General features: G+C 64.4%; 15 protein-coding genes. 12 read left to right on the top strand and 3 right to left on the bottom strand.

Annotated elements, in window-relative coordinates; translation table 11 throughout:
• The first annotated feature begins 54 nt into the window (after positions 1-54).
• The 10 genes from rpoZ (at position 55) to parC (ending at position 10,703) form a co-directional block, all read left to right on the top strand.
• The gene (gene rpoZ / locus MTX21_RS03410; RefSeq protein WP_027522935.1) at positions 55-447 is read left to right on the top strand and encodes a DNA-directed RNA polymerase subunit omega; all 393 of its coding nucleotides are present in this window, start codon (positions 55-57) and stop codon (positions 445-447) included.
• Between the two features lie 209 nt (positions 448-656).
• Complete coding sequence (locus MTX21_RS03415; RefSeq protein WP_280970519.1) at positions 657-2,948, top strand: bifunctional (p)ppGpp synthetase/guanosine-3',5'-bis(diphosphate) 3'-pyrophosphohydrolase; 2,292 nt, start codon at positions 657-659, stop codon at positions 2,946-2,948.
• A 101-nt stretch (positions 2,949-3,049) separates the two neighbouring features.
• Positions 3,050-3,802 (top strand): pyridoxine 5'-phosphate synthase, encoded by a 753-nt coding sequence (locus tag MTX21_RS03420; RefSeq protein ID WP_280970520.1) that lies wholly within the window; start codon positions 3,050-3,052, stop codon positions 3,800-3,802.
• Positions 3,799-4,218 (top strand): holo-ACP synthase, encoded by a 420-nt coding sequence (gene acpS / locus MTX21_RS03425; protein WP_280970521.1) that lies wholly within the window; start codon positions 3,799-3,801, stop codon positions 4,216-4,218. Before MTX21_RS03420 ends, acpS begins: the two co-directional genes overlap by 4 nt.
• A gap of 249 nt (positions 4,219-4,467) precedes the next feature.
• Positions 4,468-5,229 carry a signal peptidase I gene (gene lepB / locus MTX21_RS03430; RefSeq protein ID WP_280970522.1) on the top strand — a complete coding sequence of 254 codons (762 nt, stop codon included), beginning with the start codon at positions 4,468-4,470 and terminating at the stop codon, positions 5,227-5,229.
• Complete coding sequence (gene rnc / locus MTX21_RS03435; RefSeq protein ID WP_280970523.1) at positions 5,226-6,041, top strand: ribonuclease III; 816 nt, start codon at positions 5,226-5,228, stop codon at positions 6,039-6,041. Before lepB ends, rnc begins: the two co-directional genes overlap by 4 nt.
• Positions 6,031-6,957 (top strand): GTPase Era, encoded by a 927-nt coding sequence (era, locus tag MTX21_RS03440; RefSeq protein ID WP_280970524.1) that lies wholly within the window; start codon positions 6,031-6,033, stop codon positions 6,955-6,957. Before rnc ends, era begins: the two co-directional genes overlap by 11 nt.
• 13 nt (positions 6,958-6,970) lie before the next feature.
• Positions 6,971-7,351, top strand: a complete 381-nt coding sequence (locus MTX21_RS03445) for a hypothetical protein (RefSeq protein ID WP_280970525.1) — start codon at positions 6,971-6,973, stop codon at positions 7,349-7,351.
• A gap of 147 nt (positions 7,352-7,498) precedes the next feature.
• Positions 7,499-8,251 carry a DNA repair protein RecO gene (recO, locus tag MTX21_RS03450; RefSeq protein WP_280970526.1) on the top strand — a complete coding sequence of 251 codons (753 nt, stop codon included), beginning with the start codon at positions 7,499-7,501 and terminating at the stop codon, positions 8,249-8,251.
• A 193-nt stretch (positions 8,252-8,444) separates the two neighbouring features.
• Positions 8,445-10,703 (top strand): DNA topoisomerase IV subunit A, encoded by a 2,259-nt coding sequence (gene parC / locus MTX21_RS03455; RefSeq protein ID WP_280970527.1) that lies wholly within the window; start codon positions 8,445-8,447, stop codon positions 10,701-10,703.
• A 221-nt stretch (positions 10,704-10,924) separates the two neighbouring features.
• Here parC and MTX21_RS03460 read toward each other — a convergent pair whose 3' ends face one another.
• From MTX21_RS03460 to MTX21_RS03470, 3 genes are all read right to left on the bottom strand, one after another.
• Positions 10,925-11,731: a hypothetical protein gene (locus MTX21_RS03460; protein WP_280970528.1), complete on the bottom strand. Its 807-nt coding sequence runs from the start codon at positions 11,729-11,731 to the stop codon at positions 10,925-10,927.
• 69 nt (positions 11,732-11,800) lie between these two features.
• On the bottom strand, positions 11,801-13,186 hold the full coding sequence (chrA, locus tag MTX21_RS03465; protein ID WP_280970529.1) for a chromate efflux transporter: 1,386 nt from the start codon (positions 13,184-13,186) through the stop codon (positions 11,801-11,803).
• Positions 13,186-14,004 carry a chromate resistance protein ChrB domain-containing protein gene (locus MTX21_RS03470; protein WP_280970530.1) on the bottom strand — a complete coding sequence of 273 codons (819 nt, stop codon included), beginning with the start codon at positions 14,002-14,004 and terminating at the stop codon, positions 13,186-13,188. The genes chrA and MTX21_RS03470 overlap by 1 nt, the downstream gene beginning before the upstream one ends.
• 200 nt (positions 14,005-14,204) lie before the next feature.
• Between MTX21_RS03470 and dmeF the strand changes: the two genes are divergently transcribed.
• Both dmeF and MTX21_RS03480 read left to right on the top strand, forming a co-directional pair.
• Positions 14,205-15,182 carry a CDF family Co(II)/Ni(II) efflux transporter DmeF gene (gene dmeF / locus MTX21_RS03475; protein ID WP_280970531.1) on the top strand — a complete coding sequence of 326 codons (978 nt, stop codon included), beginning with the start codon at positions 14,205-14,207 and terminating at the stop codon, positions 15,180-15,182.
• A gap of 95 nt (positions 15,183-15,277) precedes the next feature.
• Complete coding sequence (locus MTX21_RS03480) at positions 15,278-16,105, top strand: N-acyl homoserine lactonase family protein (protein ID WP_280970532.1); 828 nt, start codon at positions 15,278-15,280, stop codon at positions 16,103-16,105.
• Positions 16,106-16,161: the final 56 nt, after the last annotated feature.

Raw genomic sequence — 16,161 nt, forward strand, 5'->3', positions numbered from 1 at the left:
AACTAGCCCGCATCATCCACATATTTGGTCCCACCCAGAGCGGAGCGACAGTCCATGGCTCGCGTCACCGTAGAAGATTGTATCGACAAGGTCGACAACCGGTTTGACCTGGTCCTGCTGGCCGCCCACCGGGCCCGCATGATTTCGTCCGGTTCACAACTAACGGTTGACCGCGATAACGACAAGAACCCTGTTGTCTCTTTGCGCGAAATCGCCGACCAGACCATCTCGCCGGAGGACCTTCGCGAGGAGCTGGTGCACTCCCTCCAGAAGTTCGTCGAGGTCGACGAGCCCGAGCCCGATACGGTGCCCCTGATCGGTTCCGCGGGTGCGAGCGTCGATGCGGACGATACCGAAGTTGCTGTCGAGCGCATGACCGAAGAGGAGCTCCTGAAGGGCCTCGAGGGCCTCGCACCGCCGGAGGAGCAGCCCGAGGAGGACGAGTAATCGTCCCATCGCTGTCGTCGAATTCTTGTGATCGTATCAGAGGCCCGAACCCGCGTTCGGGCCTTTGCTTTTGTTGACCTTTTCGTGGTTACCATAGTGTTGTCGGATCGCGCGGCCCGCGCTGGGACCGAATTGATCGGAACCGCGTGGGATCGGGGCTAAGGTGTATACAACGGGCGTTGTGGTGACCCGTTTGAAGGCAGGAAGGCATGGTGTATCGGCGCCGGGGACAATGGCAGATGCAGGCCGCAACCGAATCGGTTGCCGTGGCCCCGACTGCGCCGGCAGGGGTGCGGCCGGCGAGGCCGCGGGCGCGCATGATGCGTCAATATGACCTCGTCGAGCGCGTTCGGTCCTATAATCCCAACACCAACGAGGACCTGCTGAACCGCGCCTATGTCTACGCCATGAAGGCGCATGGCTCGCAGACCCGCGCCTCGGGCGACCCGTACTTCTCGCACCCGCTCGAAGTGGCGGCGATCCTCACCGACCTGAAGCTCGACGATGCGACCATCGTGGCGGCGCTGCTCCACGACACGATCGAGGACACCGAGGCGACCCGGGCCGAGATCGACCAGATCTTCGGGCCCGAGATCGGTGCGCTGGTGGAGGGCCTGACCAAGCTGAAGCGGCTCGAGCTGGTGTCGCGCGAGGCCAAGCAGGCCGAGAATCTGCGCAAGCTCTTGCTTGCGATTGCCGACGACGTCCGCGTGCTCCTGGTGAAGCTCGCCGACCGCCTGCACAACATGCGCACGCTGGAATTCGTGCCGCCGGAATCACGCCGCCGCATCGCCGAGGAGACGCTGGACATCTATGCGCCGCTCGCCGGACGCATGGGCATGCAGCAGATGCGCGAGGAGCTGGAGGATCTGTCCTTCCGCATGCTCGATCCGGAAGCCTATTCGGTGGTGATGCAGCGTCTCGATGCGCTCGCCGAACGCAACCGCAATCTGATCGGCGAGATCGAGACCCAGCTCTCGAATAACCTGCGCCACAACGGCCTCGGCGCGCGGGTCTATGGCCGGCGCAAGAAGCCGTTCTCGATCTGGACGAAGATGGAGCGCAAGTCGGTCGGCTTCGAGCAACTGTCGGATATCTTCGGTTTCCGCATCGTGGTGACGGATGTTGCCGCCTGTTATCGCGCGCTGGGCATCGTCCACACCACCTGGCCGGTCGTGCCCGGGCGCTTCAAGGACTACATCTCGACGCCCAAGCAGAACGATTACCGCTCGATCCACACCACGGTGATCGGCCCCGGCAATCAGCGCGTGGAGCTGCAGATCCGTACCGAGGAGATGGACCAGATCGCCGAGCGCGGCATCGCCGCGCACGTCTTCTACAAGGAGGGCGTGGGCTCTCCGACCGAATTCCTCAAGCGCGAGTCCAACGCATTCGCCTGGCTGCGCCACACCGTCGGCATCCTGTCGGAAAGCGCAAATCCCGAAGAGTTCCTCGAGCACACCAAGCTCGAGCTGTTCCATGACCAGGTGTTCTGCTTCACCCCAAAGGGCAAGCTGATCGCCCTGCCGCGCCACGCCAACGTGATCGATTTCGCCTATGCCGTGCATACCGACGTCGGCAACAGCGCGGTGGGCTGCAAGATCAACGGCAAGTTCGCGCCGCTGTCGTCGGAACTCCAGAATGGCGACGAAGTCGAGGTTCTGACCTCGGAAGCGCAGTCGGCGCCGCCCTCGGCCTGGGAATCGCTCGCGGTCACCGGCAAGGCGCGCGCCGCGATCCGGCGCGCCACGCGCACGGCCGTGCGCGATCAATATGCCGGTCTCGGCCGGCGCATCGTGGAGCGCCTGTTCGAACGCGCCAAGATCGAATATGCCGACGACAAGCTCAAGGGCGCGCTGCCGCGGCTCGCGCGCGCCTCGATCGACGACGTCATGGCGGCGGTCGGCCGCGGCGAGATCAAGGCCTCCGACGTCGCGCGTGCCATGTACCCCGACTACAAGGAAGAGCGCATCGCGCGTTATGCCGGCAAGAAGGGGCTCGCCACCAAGCTCAAGGACAAGGTGGTCCCCGAGGTGCCGCGCAGCCCGGCTGCAATTCCGATCCGCGGCATCAATTCCGACCTGCCGGTCAAGTTCGCTCCGAATGGCGGCGCCGTGCCCGGCGATCGTATCGTCGGCATCGTCACGCCGGGCGAGGGCATCACCATCTATCCGATCCAGTCGCCGGCGCTGAAGGATTTCGAGGAAGAGCCTGAGCGCTGGCTCGATGTGCGCTGGGACATCGAGGACAGCGCCCCACAGCGCTTCCCGGCCCGCATCAAGGTCGAGAACGTCAACGAGCCCGGCGCACTGGCGCAGATCGCCACCGTGATCGCCGAGCATGACGGCAACATCGACAATATCAGCATGCAGCGCCGCTCGCCCGATTTCACGGAGACGACGATCGACCTCGAAGTCTACGATCTGAAGCACCTGAGCGCGATCATAGCCCAGTTGCGCGCGAAGGCAGTCGTCGCCCGCGTCGAACGTGTTAATGGATGAAGCTCGTCGTTGCCGGGTTTGACCCCCGCAACCCATCTCTTCGACCAGGATGGATGCCCGTGCGTGACGAGTTGAGAAATGTCAGCTAAGTGAGCCCAGCAATGTCCGCTCCTCCGCTTCGCCTCGGCATCAATGTCGACCACGTCGCGACCCTGCGCAACGCGCGCGGCGGCCGCAATCCCGACCCGGTCCGCGCGGCGCTGCTCGCGATCGAGGCCGGCGCCGACGGCATCACCGCGCACTTGCGCGAGGACCGCCGACACATCCGCGACGAAGACATGGCGCGGCTGAAGGCCGAGATCTCAAAGCCGCTCAATTTCGAGATGGCGGCCACCGATGACATGCTGCGCATCTCGCTCGCCACCAAGCCGCACGCGGTGTGCCTGGTACCCGAGCGCCGGCAGGAGGTGACGACCGAAGGCGGCCTCGACGTGGTCGGCCAGCACAACGCGCTCGCGCCATACATTACGCGATTGAATGATGCCGGCATACGCGTCTCGCTGTTCATCGCCGCCGATCCCCCTCAGATCGAGATGGCAGCGCGGCTGCGCGCTCCCGTGATCGAGATCCACACCGGTGCCTGGTGCGATGCCGTGGTCGACGGCCACACCGAGAAGGCCGAGGCCGAATGGCAGCGGATCGTGACGGGGGCCAAGCTCGCGCGAGCGGCGGGGCTGGAGGTTCACGCGGGGCACGGGCTGGACTATGCGACGGCGGAAAAGATCGCCGCGCTGCCCGAGATCGTTGAGCTCAACATCGGCTACTACATGATCGGCGAAGCCGTTTTCGTCGGTCTGGCCGAGACGGTCCGCAGCATGCGCGCGGCCATGGACCGCGGCCGGGGCCGGGCATGATCATCGGCATCGGCTCCGACCTGATCGACATCACGCGCGTCGCCAAGGTCATCGAGCGCCATGGCGAGCGTTTCCTCGATCGCATCTTCACGGAGACCGAGCGCGCCAAGGCCGAGCGGCGCGCCAAGAACGATAAGATGGTGGTGGCGACCTACGCCAAGCGGTTCGCCGCCAAGGAGGCCTGCTCGAAGGCGCTCGGCACCGGCATCCGGCGCGGCGTCTGGTGGCGCGACATGGGGGTGGTCAACATGCCGGGAGGGCGGCCGACCATGCTGCTGACCGGCGGGGCGCTGGCCCGGCTCCAGGCGCTGACACCCCAAGGTTTCGAGGCGCGCATCGACGTTTCGATCACCGACGACTGGCCGTTGGCGCAGGCCTTCGTTATCATTTCCGCCGTTCCGCTGGCGAAGTCCTGACGGGTCGGCGGTCGTTTTATAATTCATATTAAAAATCAATGTCTTATGCGGTTTTGATGCGATCCTTGATTGCGTGGACCCCAACAACCGTCTAAAAGTCCGCGGGCGCAAATCAGCCTGGGTGAATTCGGCTTTACGCCGGAATTGGCCCTCACTATCAGAATCAGGACAATCTCCTTGCGCCGCGAACCGATGGGCTGTTCGCGGGGGGAGGGCGCTCTGTGACCGCCGGCCGAAATTGAGAGAGCAATGAGCGTGACTTCGGGAACAAAATCTGAGAGCGGCCTCGGCGAAACCATCCGGGTCGTGATCCACGCTCTCCTAATCGCGCTGGTGATCCGCACCTTCCTGTTTCAGCCCTTCAACATCCCGTCCGGCTCGATGAAGGCGACCCTGTTGGTCGGCGACTATCTGTTCGTCTCCAAGTATTCCTACGGCTACAGTCACTACTCGATCCCGTTTTCGCCCCCGTTGTTTTCCGGGCGCATCTGGGGCTCGGACCCGAACCGGGGCGACATCGTCGTGTTTCGCCTGCCGAAGGATGACTCGACCGACTACATCAAGCGCGTGATCGGGCTTCCCGGCGACCGGATCCAGATGAAGGACGGGCTGCTCTACATCAACGACACGCCGGTCGAGCGGCAGCGCATGAGCGAGTATGTCGGCGAGGATCCCTGCGGCTCCGAGGGCGGGACCGCGCGGGTCAAGCGCTGGAAGGAAACGCTACCGAACGGCGTCTCGTATGAGACGCTGGACTGCGCCGACAACGGCTACATGGACAACACCAACGTCTACACCGTGCCGCCAGACCACTTTTTCATGATGGGCGACAACCGCGACAACTCCACCGACAGCCGCTTCCTCGGGCAGGTCGGCTACGTGCCGAAGGAGAACCTGATCGGCCGCGCTCAAATGATCTTCTTCTCCATCGCCGAAGGCGAGCATGCCTGGATGTTCTGGCGCTGGCCGTGGGCGGTGCGCTGGAATCGTTTCTTCAAAATCGTCCGATGAAAGACGAAGCCAAGGACATCGCAACCCAACCGATCGAGGCGCCAGTGGGCCCTGAAGGCGAAGCTGCTCCCAAGCCACCCGCGAAGAAGAAGCGGGCGCGGAGCGGCAAGGCCAAGGGGGCGAACGCGGCGCTCGAGGCGCGCATCGGGCACAGCTTTGCCGATCCGAACCTGCTGATCCAGGCGATCACGCATGTCTCGGCGCTGAAGTCCGGGCGCAAGCGCGGCGACAGCTATCAGCGGCTCGAATTTCTCGGCGACCACGTGCTCGGGCTCGTCGTCTCCGACATGCTCTACCACGCCTATCCGAACGCCGACGAGGGCGAGCTGTCCAAGCGCCTGGCCGAGCTCGTGCGCAAGGAGAGCTGCGCCGACGTCGCCAAGTCGCTCGGGCTGCTCGACGACATCAAGCTCGGCTCGGTCGGCCCCAGCGCCGACGCCCGCCTGCGCAAGAGCGTGCTCGGCGACATCTGCGAAGCCGTGATCGGCGCGATCTTCCTCGACGGCGGCCATGCGGCCGCGGCCGAGTTTGTCAAGCGCAACTGGACCGAGCGCATGCACAAGCCGCGACGGCCGCTGCGCGATCCCAAGACCGTGCTGCAGGAATGGGCACAGGGAAAGGGACTGCCGACGCCGGTCTACCGCGAGGTCGAGCGCACCGGCCCGCATCACGATCCGCAATTCCGCGTCGCCGTCGACCTGCCGGGGCTCGCGCCGGCCGAAGGCATCGGCGGCAGCAAGCGCGCGGCCGAGAAGGTGGCGGCCTCGGTCATGATCGAACGCGAAGGCGTCGGCGGCAGCAATGACGGTTGACACAAGCGGCGATACGCCCGCCGCGACGCGCTGCGGCTTCGTTGCGCTGATCGGCGCCCCCAATGTCGGCAAGTCCACGCTGGTCAACGCGCTGGTCGGCGCCAAGGTCACGATCGTCTCGCGGAAGGTGCAGACGACGCGCGCGCTGATCCGCGGCATCGTCATCGAGAACAACGCGCAAATCATCCTGGTCGACACGCCCGGCATCTTCTCACCCAAGCGCCGGCTCGACCGCGCCATGGTCTCGACCGCCTGGAGCGGGGCGCATGACGCCGACCTCGTTTGCGTGCTGCTCGACGCCAAGACCGGGATCGACGAGGAGGCCGAAGCGATCCTCGCCAAGGCTTCAAGCGTCGGTCACGAGAAGATTTTGGTGATCAACAAGGTCGACCTGGTCCAGCGCGAGAAGCTCCTGGCGCTGGCTCAGGCCGCCAACGAGCGCGTTCGCTTCGCCAAAACCTTCATGATCTCGGCGCTGTCGGGCGACGGTGTCGACGACATCCGCCACGCGCTCGCCGAGATGGTGCCGCCGGGTCCGTTCCTCTATCCCGAGGACCAGATGTCGGATGCGCCGATGCGGCAGCTCGCGGCGGAGATCACCCGCGAGAAGATCTATCAGAAGCTGCATCAGGAATTGCCGTACCAGTCCACGGTCGAGACCGACAAGTGGGAGGAGCGCAAGGACAGGTCGGTGCGCATCGAGCAGACGATCTTCGTGGAGCGCGAAAGCCAGCGCAAGATCGTGCTCGGCAAGGGCGGCGCCACCATCAAGTCGATCGGTGCGGAGTCTCGCAAGGAGCTGATGCAGATCCTGGACGTGCCGGTGCATCTGTTCCTGTTCGTCAAGGTGCGCGAGAACTGGGGCGACGATCCCGATCGCTATCGCGAGATGGGCCTGGAATTCCCCAAGGAATAAGCAGCGGGATCCGATGAACGTGCCTCACAACGTCCAGCGCTTCGAAGCGCTGCTGTATGCATCGCTGATGCTGGATGCCCTGTCGGTTGCGGTGCAGGACCGCACGCCCAATGCCGAGATGACGGAACCGATGATCACGACGGCGACGCTGCTCGCCGGCGGGATGATCCTGCTCTTGGTCTATTTCGTCTGGCTTGCGGCGAGGTGGCGGAAGAACTGGCCGCGCTGGGTGCTGGTGGCGGCACTGGTATTGTCAGTGATCCAGCTCGCGCAGATCATCGGTGTGAAGGGGATGGAGCTGGACAGCGCCATCGAGATCGTCTCCTGCGCGCTGACGACGGCCGGGCTGTACTTCTCCTTCACCGGGGACGCGCAGGGCTGGTTCAACGCGTGAGATTTCGCGCAGTGCAGTAGGGTGAGCAAAGGGGGGCGCGCCCTGGCGCGCCGTGCCTACAATTGACGTCGCTCTGTGGATCAAAATTGGTGGGCACGCTTCGCTTTGCCGACCTACGATCCCCCGAAATACGCTAGACTTCATCCCATGGAATGGACCGACGAAGGCATCGTGCTGGGAGTGCGACGGCATGGCGAATCGAGCGCCATCGTCGAGCTCCTGACGCGCGAGCACGGTCGGCACCTCGGGCTGGTGCGCGGCGGCGCCAGCTCGCGGATGCGGCCCCTCTTGCAGCCCGGCAACAGCGTCAGCGCGGTGTGGCGGGCGCGGCTCGACGAGCATCTCGGCACCTATGCGATCGAGGGCCTGAAGCTGCGCGCGGCGGCGCTGCTCGCCTCCTCGCATGGCGTCTACGGCGTCACGCATCTCGCTTCGCTTGCGCGTTTGCTGCCGGAGCGCGATCCGCACGAGGAGATTTTTGCGCTGCTCGAACATGCGCTCGACGATTTCGACGACATCGGCGGCGCGGCCGTGCACCTCATTCATTTCGAGCTGGCGATGCTCTCTGAGCTTGGCTTCGGGCTGGCGCTGGAGAATTGCGCGGTGACCGGGGAGACCACGGACCTGATCTACGTCTCGCCCAAATCCGGCGGCGCGGTGTCGCGTACCGCGGGCGAGCCGTGGCGCGACCGGCTGCTGCGCCTGCCGCCGTTCCTGCGTCAGGGCGAGATGCACGGCGATCTCACCAAGCAGGACCTCCAGGACGGGTTCCGCCTCACCGGGCTATTCTTGCTGCGCCACGTGCTGGAGCCGCGCGGGCAGGCCCATTCCGACGCCCGGGCGGGCTTCATCAACGCTTTGATGCGACAGCAGACGCGGGCGGCGATATCAGCGTCGTGAGCTTTTCGCGGTACTGATTACCTTCGGACAGCGAGTTCCCCCCGGAACCAAAGCGGCTCGCTTGAAGTTGGCCGGCAGGTTCCACAATGGGGACAAGACCGAGCCGGTGACCGCGGGCTGGGCCGGGCAATAGCGGCCCACAGGGAACCAATCCATCCTTGCCCGATTCGCTTCCACGGTTTAACCGGGCGGCATGGGAAAACGATTGATTCCGCCGGAGGAGCCGGCCGAAATTCACGAGGTGCCGCTGCGTGATGCGCTGGAAGAGCGCTATCTCGCCTATGCGCTCTCCACCATCATGCACCGCGCACTCCCCGACGCGCGCGACGGCTTGAAGCCGGTGCACCGGCGCATCCTCTACGGCATGCGCCTGCTCAGGCTCGACCCGGGCTCCGGCTTCAAGAAATCCGCCAAGATCGTCGGCGACGTGATGGGCTCGTTCCATCCGCATGGCGACCAGGCGATCTACGATGCCATGGTGCGCCTCGCGCAGGATTTCTCCTCGCGCTATCCGCTGGTCGACGGCCAGGGCAACTTCGGCAATATCGACGGCGATAACCCCGCCGCCTACCGTTACACCGAAGCGCGCATGACCGACGTCGCGCGGCTTCTGCTCGAGGGCATCGACGAGGACGGCGTCGAATTCCGCGCCAATTATGACGGCCAGTCGAAAGAGCCCGTCGTGCTGCCCGGCGGCTTCCCGAATCTGCTCGCCAACGGCGCGCAAGGCATCGCCGTCGGCATGGCAACCTCGATCCCGCCGCACAACGCCGCAGAGCTCTGCGACGCTGCTCTGCATCTGATCGAGAAGCCCGACGCGAAATCCAAGTCGCTGCTCAGATGGGTCAAGGGCCCCGATTTCCCGACCGGCGGAATCATCGTCGATTCCAAGCAGGCGATCGCGGAAGCCTACACGACCGGCCGTGGATCTTTCCGCGTCCGTTCCAGGTGGTCGGTAGAGGAGGGCGCCCGCGGCACCTGGGTCGTCGTTGTCACCGAGATTCCCTGGCTCGTACAGAAGTCGAGGATCGTCGAGAAGATTGCCGAACTGCTCGACCAGAAGAAGCTGCCGCTCGTCGGCGAGGCCCGTGATGAATCGGCCGAGGACGTTCGACTCGTCATCGAGCCAAAGTCGAAGAATGTCGATCCGGCGCTGATGATGGAATCGCTGTTCCGGCTGACCGAGCTGGAAAGCAAGATCCCGCTGAACCTCAATGTGCTGATCAAGGGCCGCATCCCCAAGGTGGTCGGCCTTGCCGAAGCGTTGCGCGAATGGCTCGACCATCTGCGCGATGTCTTGATCCGCCGCAGCAACTATCGCAAGGCGCAGATCGAGCACCGGCTGGAAGTTCTCGGCGGTTTCCTGATCGCCTATCTGAACATCGATAAGGTGATCAAGATCATCCGCACCGAGGATGAGCCCAAGCCCGAGCTGATGAAGGCGTTCAAGCTCACCGAGGTGCAGGCGGAGGCCATCCTCAACATGCGCCTGCGCTCCTTGCGCAAGCTCGAGGAAATGGAGATCCGAACCGAGGACAAGAACCTCCGCAACGAGCTGAAAGGCATCAACGCAGTGCTCGCCTCCGAAGCCGAGCAGTGGAAGAAGGTCGGCGAGCAGGTCGGCAAGGTCCGCGACATGTTCGGGCCCAAGACTCCGCTCGGCAAGCGCCGCACCAGCTTTGCGGACGCACCCGAGCATGATCTCGCCGCGATCGAGGAAGCCTTCGTCGAGCGCGAGCCGGTGACCATCGTCGTCTCCGACAAGGGCTGGATCCGCACAATGAAGGGCCATGTCGAGGATCTCTCGGGGCTTACCTTCAAGCAGGACGACAAGCTCGGGTTCGCCTTCTTCGCCGAGACGACCTCGAAGCTTTTACTGTTTGCCACCAATGGCAAGTTCTACTCGCTCGATGTCGCGAAACTCCCGGGCGGCCGCGGTCACGGCGAGCCGATCCGCCTGTTCATCGACCTCGAGCAGGAGGCCGCGCCCGTTGCGCTGTTCGTCAACAAGGGCGGCCGCAAATTCCTGGTCGCGAGCCACGAGGGCCAGGGTTTCGTCGTCAACGAGGACGACTGTGTCGGCACCACCAAAAAGGGCAAGCAGATCCTCAACGTCGAGATGCTGAACGAGGCGCGCGCGATCACCGAGGTGACGGGCGATACCGTCGCGGTCATCGGCGAGAACCGCAAGATGCTGATCTTTCCGCTCGACCAGGTGCCGGAGATGGCGCGCGGCCGCGGCGTGCGCCTGCAGAAGTACAAGGACGGTGGCCTGTCCGACGTCGCGGTGTTCGATGCCAAAGCGGGCCTCACCTGGAAGGACTCCGCCGGCCGCGAATTCAGCGCGACTATGAAGGAGCTCGCCGAGTGGCAAGGCACCCGCGCCGACGCCGGCCGCCTGCCGCCGAAGGGATTCCCGAAGTCGAACAAGTTCGGACGGGTGATCGGGTAGGGCGGCTCGCGGGAATAGGATGAAGCCGAACTGTTGCCGTCCACACCGTTGTCATTCCCCGCGAAAGCGGGGAATCCAGTACGCCGCGGCCTTTCCGTATATGTCACCGTCTCTGGAATACTGGATCGCCCGCCTTCGCGGGCGATGACAGTGAAAGTGTGGAAAGGCTATCGTTCGACGTCGGGCGGTGAATGTTGCTTAGCGCGAGATACGGCACGTCACTACTGCTCGACAAAGGCCTTCCATCGGCTCAGCTCCGACTGTCGCAGGCTCGCCCTTTCGCCGTCGAGCTCGGACTCGCGTTTGGCGGCGTCCGTCATCGCGGCCGCAGCACGATTATAGCCGTTGGCCATGGACTGGAAGGGAAACACGAACTGGCCGTTCTCAATCCTATAGGTACCGAACTCGCGCATCAGCAGGGCCGCGCATTTCTCGTAGGCATTGTAATAATCTGCGCTTGCGGCGAGTCTTTTCGAGGCGAGCGCGATCCAGACCGTATGCTGCTCGTCGATCATCGCCATGAAGGACGACAATCGCTCGTCGCCGACGTTCACTGACCGGGCATCCTTCTCCACGTTCTCGCGCGCAGACCTGAGCTGCTCATTGTAGCGCGCCGCGGACGCCGCGACGTTGGCTTCTGCGGTCTTCAGGTCGCGCCGAAGTGCGTCAAGGTCATCGCGGCTGGCTGCGCCGAGATCGCCGAGACTCGGAAAGGGCCTTGGCGCGGCTTCATCAAGCAGCTTCTGGGCGGCAGCATCGATTTCGTTCATGTCCCTGTTTGCGAGTGCGACGAGCCTGAGGAGCTTGTTGGACGGATACTGCTCGATGGCTTGATCGAGCTCTCCAGGATCCGTCACGCCGCGCAACGCGGTGCGGCCTTCCCGCGCGGCCACGACGGTCTGAAGCTTGGACAGGTCGCCGGCGTAGTAGATAGCCCCCAGGCAGACAGCCGCAAGCAAGCCGAAGAGCAACAGGACGACTAGCAATCGTCCGCGTGGTTTGGCGACCTGATCCGAAGCCGATCCCACGAGGCGTGGACTCCTCTCGAACAACACCTCATATTACCGTCTTTCGCAGGGCCAGAGGAGTCCGTCTCCCTAAATCACCCCGACTAGGCGCAGCGCCACGCCCGCCGCGCATGAGCCCGCCAGCACCGTGAGCATGCCGAGCTTGAAGCGGAAGAGCGCGGTCGCGGCGCCGATCGACAGCACTAGCGCCGGGACGTCGACGCTCGACAGCAACGGTCGGTCGAAGGACAGCGGAAAGACGTTCACCGGTGCGGTCTCGCGGAACAGCGTGTGCAGCGCGAACCAGATCGACAGGTTGAGGATCACACCGACGACGGCCGCCGTGATCGCACTGAGCGCGCCGGCGAGGCCCGTGTTGCCGCGCAGCCGCTCGATGTAGGGCGCGCCGACGAAGATCCAGAGGAAGCAGGGCGTGAAGGTGACCCAGGTCGCGAGCAATCCGCCGAGGGTCGCCGCGAGCATCGGCGGCAGGCCGCTCGGTTCGCGGAAAGCGGCCATGAAGCCCACGAACTGGAGCACCATGATCAGCGGGCCCGGCGTGGTCTCGGCCATGCCGAGCCCGTCGAGCATCTCCTGCGGTTTCAGCCAGTGATAATGCTCGACTGCCTGCTGGGCGACGTAGGCCAGTACGGCATAGGCGCCGCCGAAGGTGACCAGCGCCATCTTCGAGAAGAACAGAGCGATCTGGCTGAACACGTTGGCCTCACCGAACGCGGCGAGCAGCGCTATCACCGGCAGCAGCCAGAGCGCAAGCCATACCGCGCCGACCCGGATGGTGCGCGCGGTATCGGGACGAACGTGATCAGGCACCGCTTCGCCGAGCATGCTGTCGATCGCGGCCGTGTTGCTGCCATGGCCGTGGCCGGCCGGCGCGAATTCCGGGCGGCCGCTCCTGGCGCCGACATAGCCGATCAGGCCGGCAGCGATGATGATGATCGGGAAGGGAACCGCGAAGAAGAAGATCGCGACGAAGGCGATCGCGGCGAGCGCGATCATGATTCGGTTCTTCAGTGCGCGCTTGCCCACGCGCACCACCGCCTCGACGACGATGGCGAGCACGGCGGCCTTCAGCCCGAAGAACAGCGCCTCGACGAAGCTGACATTGCCGTAAGCTGCATAGATATAGCTCAAGCCCATGATGGCGATGATGCCCGGCACGATGAACAGCCCGCCCGCCACCAGCCCGCCGGCGGTGCGATGCAGGAGCCAGCCGACATAGATGGCAAGCTGCTGCGCCTCCGGTCCCGGCAGCAGCATGCAGTAGTTCAGCGCATGCAGGAAACGGCCCTCGGAGATCCAGTTCTTCTCCTCGACCAGGATGCGGTGCATCACCGCGATCTGGCCCGCCGGCCCGCCAAAACTCAGGCAGGCGACGCGGACCCAGACGCGAAAGGCTTCGCTGAAGCTGATGCCGTGACCGGCATCAGCTCCTGCTTGAACAGCGCGGGTATCCATTACGCCTTCACCTTGTTGGTCGGCCAGTTGTGGGTCTCGGTGGTGGCGTCGCGGCACCAGCGGTAGAAGGCGTCGTAGAGCGTCATGCCGGCTTCAAGCTGCGCGAGGTCGTCGTCATACATCCGCGACAGCCCGAGGGACGCAGCGAGCAGGCCGGCCGCCTCCGGAGCGAGGTCGGGGCGCGCCGTGTCGGCGCCGCGCACGAGCGTTGCCAGCCGCTGCAAGGGTGGCGTGGCGAGCCCGAACTCCTCCACCATCACGTCGAAGGTGCAGAGCTCGCCGCGATGGCTCCAGAACACGTTTTCGATGTCGAAGGGCGCTGCGCCAAAGCGCTCGCCGACGCCGACCACTTCGGGTGGCGTCACGTACAGGAACACCGCATTGGGATCGACGAAACGGCGGATCAGCCAGGGGCAGGCGATGCGGTCGACCTTCGGCCGCGCGCGCGTCACCCAGATGGTCCGCCCCCTGTCATCACGTGGCGGCAGCTTGCGTGTGTCGACCAGCGGCAGTTTTGCTGCCTTCCAGCCCTCGAAGCCGCCCTCGAGCGTCTCGGCCAGCACACCGAGCTGGCGGAGCCACGCTGCGGTGCCCTGCGCAAGCTTTTCGCCGCGCAGGCAGGAGACGATGGCAGAGCGGCCGGCGAATTCGCCGCCCCAGTCCGGAACGTTGTCGGGACTGAGCTTGATGGAGCCGGGGATCAGCCGCCGGTCGGCGGCAAAATCCTCCTCCGTCCGCACGTCGATCAGGGTGGGGGTATTGGCCGTGCCGATCAGGCGCGCCAGCTTGTCGGATGATATCGTCGTGAAAGTAGACATGATGCGTCCTCGCAAGAACCGAACGGGACGCGATACTTGGGCATGTCGCCTCGTGGGGAGATCGCTCAAATCCCCATGGTTCTAATTACAGCGAAACCGCGCTGGTCTGTCAATCGCCGGTTTCGCCGGCAATCAGCGTTAGTAAGGTATGCTGTCAGGGCCTATATTAGGCGCAGAAATCCGCGCCTGGAGATATCACGATGCATTCACATTCCATCGAACAATGGACGCATGATCACGCGTTCCTGGGCGAGCGGCACGACGAGAATGAGCGGCGCACCTGGTTCGTGGTCGTCCTGACGCTGGTGATGATGGTCGGTGAGATCCTGGCCGGTTCCCTGTTCGGCTCGATGGCGTTGCTCGCCGACGGCTGGCACATGGGCACCCATGCGGCAGCCCTCGGCATCGCCGCGTTCGCCTACCGCTTCGCGCGCCGGCACCTCGGGAACGCGCACTTCACGTTCGGCACCGGCAAGTTCGGCGATCTTGCCGCCTTTTCCAGCGCGATCATTCTGGGATTGATCGCGGTGGAGATTGCCTATGAGAGCGTGCTGCGGCTGATCACGCCGGTGCCAATCGTATACGGTGAGGCGATCGCGGTTGCGGCCCTTGGCCTGTGCGTCAACCTGGCGAGCGCGTGGCTGCTGCGCGACAGCCATGACCACCACCATCATGGCCATGATCACGGCCACAGCCATGTGCATGATGATCACGACGATCATGACCATGATCATCACGGCCATCACCACCATCACCACGATAACAATCTTCGCGCCGCTTACGTCCATGTCATGGCGGATGCCGCGACCTCGGTGCTGGCGATCGCGGCACTCGCCGTCGCGATGTATTCGGGATGGGTCTGGGCCGATCCGGCCGTCGGCCTGATCGGCAGTGCGGTGATCGCGAGCTGGGCGTTCGGCCTGGTCAAGGCCTCGGGCGCGGTGCTGCTCGACGTGCGCGCGGACGAGAAGCTGGAGCGAACCATCCGTGCGCGGATGGAAGTCGGCGACGACCGCGTCACCGATCTGCACCTCTGGCAGGTCGGGCCCGGCCATTGCGCCGTGCTCGTCTCGGTGGTGTCGGATGCTCCCAAGCAGCCGGCCGTCTACAAGAGGCGGCTCGCCGGCCTGAAGGGGCTGAGCCACGTCACGGTCGAGGTCGAGACCTGTCCGCACTGATGTGATCCGCTGCTTCGGGAATTTTCGCCCCGCGCCGGGTTTGGTCCTGAGGTCGACACGCGACCACGCGCGTCACGGTGAAAGGAACAGGAACAATGCGTCGGATCGGCCTTGCGTTCTCCGCCATCGCCCTTGTGCTCGGCTCCACGGCGGCTCCTGTGCAGTCCCAGAAATCCGGCGTAGAAAAGCTCTACATCCTCAATTGCGGCGAAGGCACCGCCGGCGACATCTCGCGTTGGACGCCGGGCCTGAACGAACGCAAGTCGATGGACTTCGTCGACACCTGCTATCTCATCAGGCACGGGCAGGACTGGTTCCTGTGGGACACCGGCATTGCCGATGCCGTCGCCGCTATGCCCAATGGGCTTGCGCCCGCCGATCCCAAGGCCGTCACCTGGCGGCGTCCGAAGACGCTACAAGCCCAGCTCGAGCAGATCGGGGTGAAGCCGGCCGACATCAAGATGATGGGCGTCTCGCACACCCATCCCGATCACATCGGTAATGTCGAAATGTTTCCGCAGGCCATGCTCTACGTGCAGAAGGCCGAATATGACTGGCCCGGCGCCAACAACGAGCCGCGCTTCAAACCCTCGCATCCCGTCGAGTTGCTCGTGGGCGACAAGGACGTGTTCAGCGACGGCAGCGTGACCATCCTGTCGACGCCCGGGCACACGCCCGGACATCAATCGCTGCTGGTGAAATTGCCGAAGACCGGCGCGGTGCTGTTGTCCGGCGACGCCGTCCACTTCAAGGACAATTGGGACAACCGCCGCGTGCCTAGCATGAACGTCAACAAGGACCAGAGCTCGGCCTCGATGCAGAAGATCGCCGATACGCTGGGCAAGGAAAAGGCGCAGCTCTGGATCAACCACGACAAGGCCCAGCGCGACGGCCAGAAGTTGGCGCCGGAGTTTTACGACTGAGGTCCCGCAAGGACCGCGATCCCACGGGGGAGCTGATTCTGCTGCCATGACGGTGG

The sequence above is a fragment of the Bradyrhizobium sp. ISRA430 genome (assembly GCF_029909975.1).
Classification (GTDB): Bacteria; Pseudomonadota; Alphaproteobacteria; order Rhizobiales; family Xanthobacteraceae; genus Bradyrhizobium.